10 protein-coding genes are annotated in these 13,648 nt (G+C 71.8%); 4 read left to right on the top strand and 6 right to left on the bottom strand.

The features are described from left to right. Positions 1-178 precede the first annotated feature (178 nt). Both BJ969_RS02120 and BJ969_RS02115 read right to left on the bottom strand, forming a co-directional pair. Positions 179-2,797 (bottom strand): glycoside hydrolase family 78 protein, encoded by a 2,619-nt coding sequence (locus tag BJ969_RS02120; protein WP_184476780.1) that lies wholly within the window; start codon positions 2,795-2,797, stop codon positions 179-181. 402 nt (positions 2,798-3,199) lie between these two features. Continuing rightward, entirely contained in the window at positions 3,200-3,697 is a 498-nt protein-coding gene (locus BJ969_RS02115; RefSeq protein WP_184476779.1) for an Lrp/AsnC ligand binding domain-containing protein, read from the bottom strand. A gap of 219 nt (positions 3,698-3,916) precedes the next feature. Between BJ969_RS02115 and hppD the strand changes: the two genes are divergently transcribed. Beyond that, positions 3,917-5,062, top strand: a complete 1,146-nt coding sequence (gene hppD, locus BJ969_RS02110; RefSeq protein ID WP_246457285.1) for a 4-hydroxyphenylpyruvate dioxygenase — start codon at positions 3,917-3,919, stop codon at positions 5,060-5,062. A gap of 184 nt (positions 5,063-5,246) precedes the next feature. On the opposite strand, the gene ilvA is transcribed toward hppD, so the two are convergent. Continuing rightward, on the bottom strand, positions 5,247-6,458 hold the full coding sequence (ilvA, locus tag BJ969_RS02105) for a threonine ammonia-lyase (RefSeq protein WP_184476777.1): 1,212 nt from the start codon (positions 6,456-6,458) through the stop codon (positions 5,247-5,249). Between the two features lie 175 nt (positions 6,459-6,633). Here ilvA and BJ969_RS02100 point away from each other — a divergent pair, with 175 nt between their 5' ends. Continuing rightward, entirely contained in the window at positions 6,634-6,882 is a 249-nt protein-coding gene (locus tag BJ969_RS02100) for a hypothetical protein (RefSeq protein WP_184476776.1), read from the top strand. Positions 6,883-6,954: 72 nt separating this feature from the next. Here BJ969_RS02100 and BJ969_RS02095 read toward each other — a convergent pair whose 3' ends face one another. The 3 genes from BJ969_RS02095 to BJ969_RS02085 all read right to left on the bottom strand — a co-directional run bounded on the left by BJ969_RS02095 (position 6,955) and on the right by BJ969_RS02085 (position 11,052). Further along, the gene (locus BJ969_RS02095; protein ID WP_184476773.1) at positions 6,955-8,091 is read right to left on the bottom strand and encodes a cystathionine gamma-synthase; all 1,137 of its coding nucleotides are present in this window, start codon (positions 8,089-8,091) and stop codon (positions 6,955-6,957) included. Positions 8,092-8,234: 143 nt separating this feature from the next. Then, the gene (locus tag BJ969_RS02090; RefSeq protein WP_184476771.1) at positions 8,235-9,575 is read right to left on the bottom strand and encodes a hypothetical protein; all 1,341 of its coding nucleotides are present in this window, start codon (positions 9,573-9,575) and stop codon (positions 8,235-8,237) included. A gap of 106 nt (positions 9,576-9,681) precedes the next feature. Then, positions 9,682-11,052, bottom strand: a complete 1,371-nt coding sequence (locus BJ969_RS02085; RefSeq protein WP_184476769.1) for a cystathionine beta-synthase — start codon at positions 11,050-11,052, stop codon at positions 9,682-9,684. A 256-nt stretch (positions 11,053-11,308) separates the two neighbouring features. On the opposite strand from BJ969_RS02085, the gene BJ969_RS02080 reads away from it, so the two are divergent. Together BJ969_RS02080 and BJ969_RS02075 are read left to right on the top strand one after the other, a co-directional pair. Continuing rightward, entirely contained in the window at positions 11,309-12,229 is a 921-nt protein-coding gene (locus BJ969_RS02080) for an SGNH/GDSL hydrolase family protein (RefSeq protein WP_184476767.1), read from the top strand. A gap of 194 nt (positions 12,230-12,423) precedes the next feature. Continuing rightward, positions 12,424-13,644 (top strand): acetyl-CoA C-acetyltransferase, encoded by a 1,221-nt coding sequence (locus BJ969_RS02075; RefSeq protein WP_184476766.1) that lies wholly within the window; start codon positions 12,424-12,426, stop codon positions 13,642-13,644. Positions 13,645-13,648 lie beyond the last annotated feature (4 nt).

Genomic DNA, 13,648 nt, shown 5'->3' with positions numbered 1-13,648 from the left:
TGAGCACGCCCGCTCCGCTTATCGGCGCTCGCTTTATCGCGCACTCCGGGCGGCGCGCGCACGTCTTCGCATCACGCCCCCGATAACACGACGCGCTTGGTCTCGCAGACCACTCGATCAGCGAGACCAACCCGTTCGGCTCCCGTTGCCGCGCATCGTGGATTTCGCATCGAAAACGTCAGGAAGTGAATTCCCACTTTCCTGAACCGATCTCGTACACATCGTATTCAGCGTCCCGTCGAATGAATGACGCATTCGGATCGGCGCGCACCGCGATCGGCACGTGGACCTCGGCGGTGGTGTTCACCGGAACCTCCGCTTCGAGCCGGTACCCGCCGTCCACCCGGGACCACCGCGTCGCGATCTCCCCGTACGGCCCGGAGAACCGCGCGGCCGCCCGCCGCACGCCGCCGCCCGGGCGCGGTCGCACGAGCACCCTGCGGAAACCCGGGTCGAGCGGTTCGATGCCCGCGATCGTCCGGTACATCCATTCGCCGACGGAACCGTAGGCGTAATGGTTGAACGAATTCATCGACGGATCGTTGAACTCGCCGTCCGGCCGGATCGAGTCCCAGCGCTCCCACATGGTCGTGGCACCGCGGTCGATCTGATACCCCCACGAGGGGAATTCGCGCTGCTCCAGCAGCCGGTAAGCGGTGTCGAGGTGACCGGTGTCGGTGAGCACCGGCAACAGGTACGGGGTGCCGAGGAAACCCGTGGCCAGGTGCCCGCCGCGCTGCTCGATGAGCGAGACCAGCCGATCGGCCCCGGCGGCGCGCAGCTCCGCGGGCACCAGGTCGAACGACAGCGCGAGCACGTATCCGGTCTGGGTGTCGCCACGGCCCGCCGCGGCGTCGTCGCGCAAGCGGCCGGTCTCGTCCAGGTAAGCCCGCTGGAAGGCCTCGCGCACTCGTCCGTGGTGGTCGCGGTGACGCTGCGCGTCGGCCGTTTCGCCGAGCGCGTCGGCGGCCTGCGCGGCCGCCCGCGCCGCGTAGCCGACCCAGGCGGTGGCGATGAGGTCGCGCCGCGTCTCCTCGTCCACGTTGAGCCAGTCCCCGTAGCGCGCCCCGTCCGCCGGGCGCAGGTCCCCGTCGCTGGTCGCGGTCAGGTGGTCGAGCCAGCGCAGCATCGCCGGGTAGTTCTCCGCGAGCGCCCGCCGGTCGCCGAAGCGCTCGTAGAGCAACCACGGGACCGTGACGCCCGCGTCGCCCCACCCGGCCGTTCCCGCGCCGAGGTCGCCGACGGCGGGAGCGACGTCGGGGAACGCGCCGTCCGCGCTCTGGGCGTCGCGCAGGTCGGTGGTCCACTTCGCGAGGAACCCGGCCGAGCCCGCGACGTAGGCGGCGGTCCCGCAGAACACGTTGATGTCGCCGGTCCAGCCGAGCCGCTCGTCGCGGGCCGGGGTGTCGGTGGGAATGGACAGGAAGTTGCCGCGCTGCCCCCAGGTGATGTTGCGCTGCAACCGGTCCAGCATCGGCTGATCGGTGCTCAGCGACATCGTCTGCGGCAGGTCGCTGTGCAGCACCAGGCCCACCACGTCGGCGGGTTCGGGGGCGGCGCCGGTGACCTCGACGTAGCGGAAGCCGTGGAAGGTGAACTTCGGTTCCAGGACCGCGGCGCCGCCGGCGAGCACGTAGGTGTCGGTGGCGGTGGCCTCCCGCAGGTTGTCGGTGTAGGCGGTGCCGTCGGGGTTGAGGACCTCCGCGTGCCGCACCCGCACCTCGGTGCCCGCCGCCGCGTCGACGTGCAGCCGCACCACGCCCACGATGTTCTGGCCCAGGTCGTAGACGAAGGTGCCGGGGGCGGGTTCGGTCCGGTTCACCGCGGGCAGCTGCTCGGTCGCGCGCACCGGCGGATCGGCTTGGGCGACGGGGGCGACCGCGATGCCGTCGTCGACTTCGACGGCGGTCCAGGAGCTCGCGTCGTAGCCGGGCGAGCTCCAGCCCGGGGTCGCGGCGCGGGCGTCCTGCTCCTCGCCCATCAGCAGGTCGGAGGAGCGGATGGCTCCGGTCGTCGTGCGCCAGCCGTCGTCGGTGCCGACGGTGCTGCGGCTCCCGTCCGCGTGGTCGAGCTCCAGCTGCGCTCGCAGCAGCGGCCGGTCGCCGTACTGGCCGGGACCGAACATGCCCACGTGCCCCGCGTACCAGCCGGGCCCGAGGTGCGCGCCGAGCACGTTGTCGCCGTCGCGCACCAGTTCCGTCACGTCGTAGGTCTGGTACTGCACCCGCACCCGGTAGTCGGTCCAGCCAGGCGCGAGCCGGTGATCGCCGACGCGGTGGCCGTTGAGCTCCGGTTCGTAGACGCCGAGCGCGGTGGCGTAGAGCCGGGCGCGCACGACCGGGGCGGCGACGTGGAAGTCCTTGCGCAGCTGCGCGGTGCCGCCGTCGGGTGGCCGGATCCAGCGGGCCGTCCAGTTCGCCGCGTCCTGCAGACCGGTCTCCCACCAGGCCGGTTCTCCGTACGGCGAGGCGGTGCCCTGCGCGTCCCAGACCCGGACCGACCACCAGTAGCGGGTGCGCGGCCGCAGCGGGGGGCCGCCGTATTCGACGAGCAGCGAGTCCCCCGCGGGCACCTCGCCGCTGTCCCACACGTCGGCGGAGCCTTCGCGCAGCAGGTCGGCGGAGGTCGCCACGAGCAGCCGGTAGGCGGATTGCACCTGGTCACGCGCATCGGAACCGAGGTGCCAGCTCAGCCGTGGCCGGGGCACGTCGAGGCCGAGCGGTTCGGCCGCGTGTTCCACGCCGGTGCCGGTCACGCGGATGCCGGGCCCGGCGGCGGCCGTGCCGCCGGGGCTCATCGCGACGAACGCGGCGGTGCCCGCGGTGGCTTTGAGGACGGTGCGCCGGGTCGGTCAAGGACGGTCCATGTCGCCTTCCTTCTCCCAGCGCGGGGCGCCGGTGGCGATCACGGGCGGGTGGATCTTCGCCGGCGGGGACCGCGGATCAGCACTGCGCTGGGCTGTTCCGGAGTGAGCTCGGACGGATCAGTTAAACGTTTCATGCCTGCGCATCAACACCGCTGGACGGGCGGCGCGGGTGCGAACCGAGAGGTTGCCTCGGATTTGCAACGAAATCGCATGCGGTCAGGGGCAGCGACGAACGATCACCGCGAGGAACGGGCCGGGCCGAGTCGAACCCCAGCGGGCGCAGTGATCTTAAAACGTTTCAAAAAGAAAGATACTCAGCCCCGCGCGAGATCGTCAAGGCGCGGCCGGAGGATCACCCGCCAGCCGCTCCAGCAACGGCCGCACCCGCGGCGGCACCGGCGTGGACAACGCGATCGACGTCGACGTCCGCAACACCTGCGGCGCCGCCACCACCTCGTCGATCACCCGCTGCAGGTCCGCGTTCGAACGCGCCACCAACCGCACCCACAGATCGCCCTCGCCGGTGGTCGTGTGCACCTCGCACACCTCGTCGATCGCGGCCAGCCGCTGCGCCACCGCGTTGCGCTGCCCCTGCGCGATCTCCAGCACCGCGAACGCGGTCAACCCGTACCCCATCGCCGCCAGGTTCAGATCCGGCGGGAAACCGCGCAGCACCCCGCGCCGACGCATCCGGTCCAGCCGAGCCTGCACCGTCCCGCGCGCCACGCCGAGGCGCCGCGAGCACTCCAGCACGCCGAGGCGCGGCTCGTCGGCCAGCAACAGCAGCAGCCGGGCGTCGAGCGCGTCCAGCTCGGTCTCCTCGAAGTCCACCAGCGCCTCCCTGCACAACCTGACCAGCCGATCCGCCCGCCGATCGGCACTTCTGCACACCTTGCCCAGCAGAACGGAAGTCCCTTGCGCAGCATGCCCGACCGGCTCACGCTGCAGCGCACGAACCTCGCACAAGGCAGGGAGGCCATCGTGACCGGCACCGTCGACCACGACGACATCGGCACCACCGGCAAGCTCGATGACGTCACCTTCGATCAGATGCGCCGACTCGTCGGACTCGTCGACCACGACACGAGCCACGACCCGTTCCCGGTGCGGGCGATGGACGCGGTCGTGTTCGTCGTCGGCAACGCCACCCAGAGCGCGCTGTTCTACCAGGTCGCGTTCGGCATGGAGCTCGTCGCCTACCGCGGCCCCGAACACGGCTACCGCGACCACAAGTCCTACGTGCTCAAGTCCGGCTCCGCCCGCTTCGTGCTGCAGGGAGCCGTCGATCCGGACAGCCCGCTCGCCGACCACCACCGGGCGCACGGCGACGGCGTGGTCGACCTCGCGCTGGAAGTGCAGGACGTGGACCGCTGCGTCGAACACGCCCGCGCGCAGGGCGCGACGGTGCTCGACGAGCCAAACGACCTCACCGACGAGCACGGGGTGGTGCGCACCGCTGCCATCGCGACCTACGGCGAGACCAGGCACACGCTGATCGACCGCAGCCGCTACACCGGCCCGTACCTGCCCGGGTACGTCGCCCGCAGCAGCGGCTACGTCAAACCGGAAGGGGCGCCGAAACGCCTGTTCCAGGCCGTCGACCACTGCGTCGGCAACGTCGAACTCGGCGACATGGACCGCTGGGTCGGGTTCTACAACCGGGTGCTGGGCTTCGTGAACATGGCCGAGTTCGTCGGCGACGACATCGCCACCGAGTACTCCGCGCTGATGAGCAAGGTCGTCGCCAACGGCAACCACCGGGTCAAGTTCCCGCTCAACGAGCCCGCCGCCGGGCGCAAGAAGTCGCAGATCGACGAGTACCTGGAGTTCTACCGGGGCGCGGGCTGCCAGCACATCGCGCTGGCCACCGGCGACATCCTGCGCACCATCACCGCGATGCGCGCCGCCGGCGTGGAGTTCCTCGCCACGCCCGACTCGTACTACGACGACCCGGAGCTGCGGGCCCGCATCGGGGAGGTGCGGCTGCCGATCGAGACCTTGAAGGAGCACGGCATCCTCGTCGACCGCGACGAGGACGGCTACCTGCTGCAGATCTTCACCAAGCCGATCGGCGACCGGCCGACGGTGTTCTACGAGCTCATCGAGCGGCACGGCTCGCTGGGCTTCGGCAAGGGCAACTTCAAGGCGCTGTTCGAAGCCATCGAGAGGGAGCAGGAACTGCGCGGCAACCTCTGAGGCACGCTGCCTCCGATCCTTCGCGACGAAGATCGAAGGCAACCTCCGAGGTCGCCTCGCCGTCCCACGCAGGGGGTCGGGTTGAACCCCGGCGGGTCCCGCGCCGTTCGCGCGCGGACCCGCCGGGGCCTGCGGCGGTGCCGGTGCGCGTGATCACCGGCATCGCCGCCGCACGATCAGTGCTTCAGCGTTCGGAGGTGACGGTGAAGCCCGCGCGGGTCAGCTCGGCGACCACGTGCTCGCGGTGCTCCGGCCCGCGCGTCTCCAGGCTGATCTCCACGTCGACCTCGCCGAGCGCGAGGGCGCCGGAGATCCGGGAGTGCTCGATGTCGAGCACGTTCGCCGCCAAGTCCCCGAGCTGAGCGACCAGTCCCGCCAGCGACCCCGGCCGGTCCGGCAGGCGCACCCGCAGCGACAGGTAGCGGCCCGCCGAGGTCATGCCGTGCCGGATCAGCTGCAACAGCAGCAGCGGATCGATGTTGCCGCCGGAGAGCACCGCCACCGTCGGCGCCGTCATCAGGTCCGGGCGCTCCAGGATTCCCGCGACGGCGGCGACCCCGGCCGGTTCGGCGACCAGCTTCATCCGCTCCAGGCACAGCAGCAACGCCCGCGACAAGGCCTGCTCGCTGACCGTGATCATGTCGTCGACGAGCGCGGACACGTGCGCGAACGTCACCTCGCCGGGCTCGGCGACGGCGATCCCGTCGGCCATCGTGCGGGTGTCCTCGATGCGCACCGGCGCGCCCCGCTCCAGCGACGCGGGCCAGGCGGCGGCCTGCTCGGCCTGCACGCCGATCACCCGCACCTGGGGGCGCACGGCCTTCACCGCGGCGGCCACTCCGCTGATCAGGCCGCCGCCGCCGGTCGGCACCACCACCGTGCCTGCGTGCGGGAGCTGTTCGAGGATCTCCAGCCCGACCGTGCCCTGCCCGGCCAGGACGTCCGGGTGGTCGAACGGGTGGATGAACTCCGCGCCCGTCCGGTCGGCGTGCTCCTTGGCCAGGGAGAGGGTTTCGGACAGCACCGCGCCCTCCGCCCGCACCGTCGCGCCGTAGGACTGGGTCGCCGCCAGCTTCGGCAGCGTCGCGCGCTCCGGCATGAACACGGTGGAGCGGATGCCCAGCAGCGACGCCGCCAAGGCGACGCCCTGCGCGTGGTTGCCCGCGCTGGCCGCCACCACCCCGGCGGCGCGCTGCCGCTCGTCGAGCGCGCGCAACCGGACGTAGGCGCCGCGCAACTTGAACGCCCCCGTGCGCTGGAGGTTCTCGCACTTCAGGTGCACGTCACCGCCGACGTGATCGCTGAGCACCCTGGAGTGCGCGAGCGGGGTCCGCCGGACCACGTCGGAGAGCTCCTTGGCCGCGGCGTGGATCCGGTCCAGGCTGATCAGGTGCATACCGCCAATCGTGCACCAGCGCGAACCACGACCGCCGAGCGAGGTGTTGGGTACGCTGCGCAGTACGCGTGATCGACCTGCGGCACCGGGGCTCTGCCGGGCGCACGCGGCGGACCCACTACTGCGCGGCGGCGCGCGGAGCAGGCGCTGGCGGGGAGGACGTATGGCACCGGCGATGGCTTCGACGGGGACGTTGTCACTGGTGGGCGGCATCGCGCTGGCGACGGTCCTGTCCGCGGCGGCGGTGTTCGCGGTGGCTCAGAGCGGCTGCGACGACCCCGGCACGTACCGCGAGCGGGACGGCGTCGTCGAGCTCATCGGCGGGTGCGTGCAAGCGGAGGACCTGCCCGTCACCCCGGCGCCGCAGCTCGGCGACGCGCCGCACTCGCCGCCCGCGGACATCGACCCGTCGATCGCTCCCTGATCCGGACGGCTCGGCGACGACGGCCCGTCCACCCGGCCGATGCCGGGCGAACGGGCCGCTGGTCCGAACGGGTCAGAGCGCCGCGAGCAGGTCCTCGACGAGGTCGTCGGCTTCCTCGATGCCGACCGACAGCCGCACCAGCTCGCCGGGCACCTGCAGCACGGAGCCCGCGGTGCTGGCGTGGGTCATCTTGCCGGGGTGCTCGATCAGCGACTCGACCCCGCCGAGCGACTCCGCCAAGGTGAACAGGCGGGTCTTGGCGCACACGTCCAGCGCGGCCTGCTCGCCGTCGACGTGGATGAACGAGATCATGCCGCCGAAACCGTGCATCTGCTTCGCCGCGACCTCGTGACCGGGATGCTCGGGCAGGCCCGGGTAGTAGACCTTGGAGACCTTCGGGTGCTCGCGCAGGGCCGCGGCGATGCGTGCCGCGTTGGCGCTGTGCCGGTCCATCCGCGCCGCCAGCGTCTTCACACCGCGCAGCGTCAGCCACGCGTCGAACGGCCCGGGGACGGCGCCCGCGGTGTTCTGCAGGAACGCCACCGAGCTCGCCAGCGCGTCGTCGGAGGTGAGCACTGCGCCGCCGACCACGTCGGAGTGGCCGCCGAGGTACTTGGTGGTGGAGTGCACGACCACGTCCGCTCCGAGCTCCAGCGGACGCTGCAGGTACGGGGTGGCGAAGGTGTTGTCGACGACGAGCTTGAGGCCCGCGTCGCGCGAGACCTGCGCCAGCGCGGCGATGTCGGCGATGGTCAGCAGCGGGTTCGTGGGCGTTTCGACCCAGAGCACCTTCGTCTCCGGCCGCACCGCCGCCCGCACCGCGTCGACGTCGGAGACCGGGACCGGCGTGTACTGCACGCCCCACTCGGTGAGCACCTTGTCGACCAGGCGGAACGTGCCGCCGTAGGCGTCATCGGGAATGATCATGTGGTCGCCGGGTCGCAGCGTCCCGCGCAGCACGGCGTCGGTGGCCGCCATCCCGGAGGAGAAGGCACGGCCGTGCTTGGCGCCTTCGAGCTCCGCGAGGCACTGCTCCAGCGCGGTGCGGGTCGGGTTCCCGGTGCGCGAGTACTCGTACCCCGAGCGCATGCCGCCGACGCCGTCCTGGGCGTAGGTGGAGGTGGCGTGGATGGGGACGATCACCGAACCGGTCGTCGGATCGGGTTGCTGGCCCGCGTGGATCGCGCGGGTGGCGAAGCCATCACTCATGTGTCGCAGCGTACGGACCACACGCCCCTGCGCCGTTCGGCAGGTCGCCGTTGCGATCCGACGCGTTCGGGCGAAGACCGCCGCGCGCACGACGACGGCCCCCGACCGAGGTGGTCGAGGGCCGTCGTGGCTGGTTCAGCGGGTCACCACTGGGGCGGCTGCTGCCCCGGCTGCTGCGGGTAGCCACCGGGCTGCGGCGGCTGCTGGCCGTACTGCGGCTGCCCGTACTGCGGGGGCTGGCCGTACTGCGGCTGTCCCGGCTGCGGCTGCCCGTACTGCGGCTGCCCGTACTGCGGCTGACCGTAGGGGTTCGGCTGGCCAGGCTGGGGCTGGCCGTAGGGGTTCGGCTGCCCCGGCTGCGGCTGGCCGTAAGGGTTGGGCTGGCCGGGCTGCTGCCCGAACTGCGGTTGCCCCGGCTGCTGCCCGAACTGCTGCGGTTCTCCGAACTGCGGCTGGCCAGGCTGGGGCTGGCCGTAGGGCTGCGGCTGGCCCGGCTGCGGCTGGCCGAACTGGGGCTGGCCGTACGGCTGCTGCGCGTAACCGGCCTGCGGGCCGCCCTGCGCGGCGGGACCGGCGTCAATCCATTCCCGTGTCGCGGGCAGCATCGCCAGTACCGCGATGGCGATCGGAAGGATCGCACCGACGATGTTGCCGATGACCTCCGGCACGGTGGTGGCGAATCCGATCGCGCTGATCAACGCGATCAACGCGGCGAGCCCGGCGCCACCTGCCGTCAAGTACGGCCCGAGAGGCTTGCGCAAGATCAGGAATACGCCACCCACCAGCATCACGATCACGCCGAGGAGGCTCAGCAACTGCAAGCCGCCTGGAAGGCCGGCGAAGATGCTCATTACGAGAACGCCGAGGACGTTCAGCCCACCAAGAACGGCGGCCACCCAGCCGGTGACCTTGGCGAGGGTGCCGTTCTCCGCACCGGATTGGCCCGGACCGCCGGGCATCTGCGGCGCGAACCCCGGCTGCCCGGGAGCGGCCTGCGGCGGCGGTGCGCCGAAACCGGCCTGCGGCGCCGGGAAGCCGCCACCGGGAGTACCGGCGGGCGGCTGCTGCGGGAAGCCGCCGGGCTGGCTCTGGGTGCCGGGCTGGCTGTACATCGGCTGCGGGGGCTGCATCGACGGCGGCACCATCTGCGTCGCCGACTCACCGCCGCCCGCGTTGCCGGGCTGTTCGTACATCGGCTGCGGCGGCTGCATCGACGGCGGCACGACCTGCGTGGAGTCCCCACCCGCGGACGGCTGCGCGGGACGCACGACCTGGGTGGAGTCCGCGGACGCCTGGCCCGCGTTCTGGTCCAGTTGCGCGGGGCGGACGACCTGAGTGGCGTCCGCGCCGGAGGACTGGTCGGTGGCCGGGGTCTGCGGGTCCAGCTGGGAACTGATCTGCGACTCGGCGGCCTGCGCCTCCGACTCGGTCCCCTGCGGTTGCTGTCCCTGCTGACCGCCGTCCGGCGGCTGCGGAGAGCTCATCGGGTTTCCTGACCCCCTTGGGCGTGAAGCATGACGTCTGAAGCGAGTTGATCGTCCACACGCTATCCGATATGTCAGCAGCGTAGCGGCCGTCCGTAACGAAAAGTCAACGCCCGGCGATGAACGCGAGCACGTCCTGGCGGGTGACCACACCGGCGGGCTTGCCGCCGATGAGGACCATCGCTCCGTCGGCGCCCGCCAGCGCCGACATCGCCGCGCTGACCTCCTCACCTGCGCCGATGGTGGGCAGCGGCGGGGACATGTGCTCCTCGATGCGGTCGGCGAGCTGCGCGCGACCGGCGAACAGCGCGTCGAGCAGATCGCGTTCGTTGACCGCTCCGGCGATCTCCGCGACCATGATCGGCGGTTCGGCGTTGACGACCGGCATCTGGGACACCCCGAATTCCCGCAGGATGGCCACCGCCTCCGCGACGGTCTCGTTCGGGTGAACGTGGACGAGCTCGGGGATGGTGCCGTCCTTGCGCAGCAGCACGTCCTTGATGGCTGCGCCCGCGTGGTCCGGGGACAGGAAGCCGTACTTCGCCATCCACGAGTCGTTGAAGACCTTGCCGAGGTAACCCCGGCCGCCGTCGGGCAGCAGCACCACGATCACGTCGTCCGGCCCGGTGCGCTCCGCCACCCGCAGCGCCGCCGCGGCGGCCATCCCGCAGGAACCGCCGACGAGCAGCGCCTCCTCGCGGGCGAGGGACCGGGTCATGGTGAACGAGTCGGCGTCGGAGACGGGCACGATCTCGTCGCAGATGTCGCGGTCGTAGGTCGTCGGCCAGAAGTCCTCGCCGACGCCCTCGACGAGGTACGGCCGCCCGCCGCCGCCGGAGTACACCGAGCCCTCCGGGTCGGCGCCGATGATCTGCACCTTCCCGCCGGAGACCTCCTTGAGGTAGCGCCCGATGCCGGAGATGGTGCCGCCGGTGCCGATGCCCGCCACGAAGTGCGTGATGCGGCCTTCGGTCTGGCGCCAGATCTCCGGGCCGGTGCTCAGGTAGTGCGACTCGGGGTTGGCGGGGTTGGCGTACTGGTTGGGCTTCCAGGCGCCGTCGATCTCGGTGACGAGCCGGTCGGAGACGCTGTAGTAGGACTCGGCGTGCTCCGGCGGCACCGCCGTCGGGCAGACGACGACCTCGGCGCCGTACGCCTCCAGCACGCTGCGCTTGTCCTCGCTGACCTTGTCCGGGCAGACGAACACGCAGCGGTACCCCTTGCGCTGCGCCACCATCGCCAGGCCGACACCGGTGTTGCCGGAGGTGGGTTCGACGATGGTCCCGCCGGGCTTGAGCTCCCCGGAGTCCTCCGCGGCTTCGACCATGCGCAGCGCGATCCGGTCCTTGACGCTGCCACCGGGGTTGAGGTACTCGACCTTCGCCAGCACCGGCGTCGAGGCGGACTCGGCCAGCGAGTTCAGCCGCACCAGCGGGGTGTTGCCGACGAGGTCGATGACGTGCTCGACGTAGTCCACAGCGAGTCCCTTTCGCTCTCCGTGACGATGTGGGGCTGAGCCTAAGTGCCCGATTCCCGCATCTTGTCGCACGGGTGGTCCGGTGGCGTGCCGTTCGGGCGGTTTCGACACCGGCGCGAGGTGATCCGTTCCACGCGGCGTGGTCCCCGGCTAACCCTGCTTCGCCGCGGGGCGACAAGCGGGTGGGAACGTTTTTCACCTCGAAGGCGTATTCAGTAGTAGGGACGCGTCGGGGTGGCGCGAGGAGGAGCGGGGCATGGTCGGGGCGCGGGTGTTACGGCTGGCGATGGTCGCGGCGGGGACCGTCGGAGGGGTGTCGGGCGCCGCGTACGGGCTGCTCAACGGGCAGTCCTGGTACGCGCGGCGAGCCATCGGCGAACCCGTCGGCGTCCCGTTCCGCTCGGACGGCGTCCACCTGCCGGACGGCACCGGTCCGGTCGCGTCGCCGCCGGAGGGCGATGCGCCGCTGCGGCTGGCGGTCCTCGGCGACTCCTCGGCGGCCGGGCTCGGTGTGGAGGCGCCGGACGAACTGCCGGGCGTGCGGATCGCCCGGGGCCTGGCGGCGGAGCTGGAGCGGCCGGTCGACCTGACCACTTACGCGATCGTGGGCTCCACGTCGCGGGACCTGGCGGCGCAGGTGGACGCGGCGCTGGTGGCCCCGCCCCAGCTGGTGCTGGTGATCATCGGCGCGAACGACGTCACGGCCCGGCTGTCGGTGGCGGAGTGCGCGGCGCTGCTCGGTGCCGCGGTGGCCCGGCTGCGGGAAGCCGGGGTGGGCGTGGTCGCCGGGACCTGCCCGGACCTGGGGGCGATCCGGCCGATCCCGCAGCCGCTGCGCTCGGTGGCCTCCTCGTGGAGCCTCGCGCTGGGCCGCGCCCAGCGCCACGCGGTGGAAGCCGCGGGCGGCGGCGCGGTGCCGCTGGCGGACCTGCTGTCCCCGGAGTTCCTGACCCGGCCGCAGGAGCTGTTCAGCCCCGACCGGTTCCACCCGTCGGCCGCGGGCTACGAGGCCGCCGCCGGGCTGCTGCTGCCCGCGTTGTGCTCGGCGATCGGCGAGTGGCAGGGCCCGCCGGTACCGCAGCCACCGGTCCGCTCGTCGGCGGCGGAAGCGCGTCGCCCCACCAGCCGCGTCGTGGCCCGCCTGAACCGGAGGTTCGGCCGCCGCCAGGCCACGTGAGCGCTCCGCTTCGGCGGCGGGCTTCGCCCGGTTCGGGCGGTGCCTCCGGGTAACGAGCGGCGCCGGGGCGGAGTTGCTGGTGACGGTCGTCTCAGCACGTCGGGACCGATGTCGGTCTTAAGGTGGCGCGAGTAGCCGGCCCAGCCGTGCCGCCGCCGGCGCGGCGTCCCGTAGGCGAACGAAGGAGTTCCCGAATGCCCGAAGCAGTCATCGTCTCCGCCACGCGCTCGCCCATCGGCCGCGCGGGCAAGGGCTCGCTGGTCGACGTGCGCCCGGACGACCTGGCCGCGCAGATGGTGCGCGCCGCGCTGGACAAGATCCCGCAGCTGGACCCCACCGAGATCGACGACCTGATGCTCGGTTGCGGCCTGCCCGGCGGCGAACAGGGCTTCAACATGGCCCGCGTCGTGTCGGTGCTGCTGGGTTACGACCAGCTGCCCGGCACCACCATCACCCGCTACTGCTCGTCGAGCCTGCAGACGACGCGGATGGCGCTGCACGCCATCAAGGCCGGTGAAGGTGACGTGTTCATCAGCGCCGGTGTGGAAGCGGTGTCCCGATTCGCGAAGGGCAACTCGGACTCGCTCGACGACACGCACAACCCCGTGTTCGCCGACGCTGAGGCCCGCACCCAGGCCACCGGGGAGCAGGGCGCCGACGAGTGGGTCGACCCGCGCGAGTTCGGCAAGGTGCCCGACGTCTACATCCCGATGGGCCAGACCGCGGAGAACCTGGCGCGGGCCAAGGGCGTGAGCCGCGACGAGATGGACGAGTTCGGCGTGCGCTCGCAGAACCTGGCGGAGAAGGCCATCGCGGACGGGTTCTGGGCGCGGGAGATCACTCCGGTGACGACGCCCTCCGGCACGATCGTCGACGCCGACGACGGCCCGCGCGCCGGAGTCACGAAGGAGGCCGTGTCCGGCCTGAAGCCGGTGTTCCGCCCGGACGGCCGGATCACGGCCGGGAACTGCTGTTCCCTCAACGACGGCGCCGCCGCGCTGGTGATCATGAGCGACGTGAAGGCGAAGCAGCTGGGCCTGACCCCGCTGGCGCGGGTCGTGTCGACCGGCGTGTCCGGCCTGTCGCCGGAGATCATGGGCCTCGGCCCGGTGGAGGCCTCCAAGCAGGCCCTCAAGCGCGCCGGGCTGGGCGTCGGGGACATCGACCTGGTGGAGATCAACGAGGCGTTCGCCGCGCAGGTCATCCCCTCCTACCAGGAACTGGGCTTCCCGCTGGAGAAGGTCAACGTCAACGGCGGCGCCATCGCCGTCGGCCACCCGTTCGGCATGACCGGCGCCCGCATCACCAACACCCTGATCAACTCCCTCCAGTGGCACGACAAGCAGTTCGGCCTGGAGACCATGTGCGTCGGAGGCGGCCAGGGCATGGCGATGGTCCTGGAGCGGCTTTCCTGAAGGT

Origin of the sequence: Saccharopolyspora gloriosae (assembly GCF_014203325.1) — a bacterium.
In the GTDB taxonomy this organism is placed as follows: Bacteria; Actinomycetota; Actinomycetes; order Mycobacteriales; family Pseudonocardiaceae; genus Saccharopolyspora_C; species Saccharopolyspora_C gloriosae.
The sequence above is the reverse complement of the archived record's forward strand: the minus strand, read 5'-3'. Positions and strand labels throughout refer to the sequence as shown.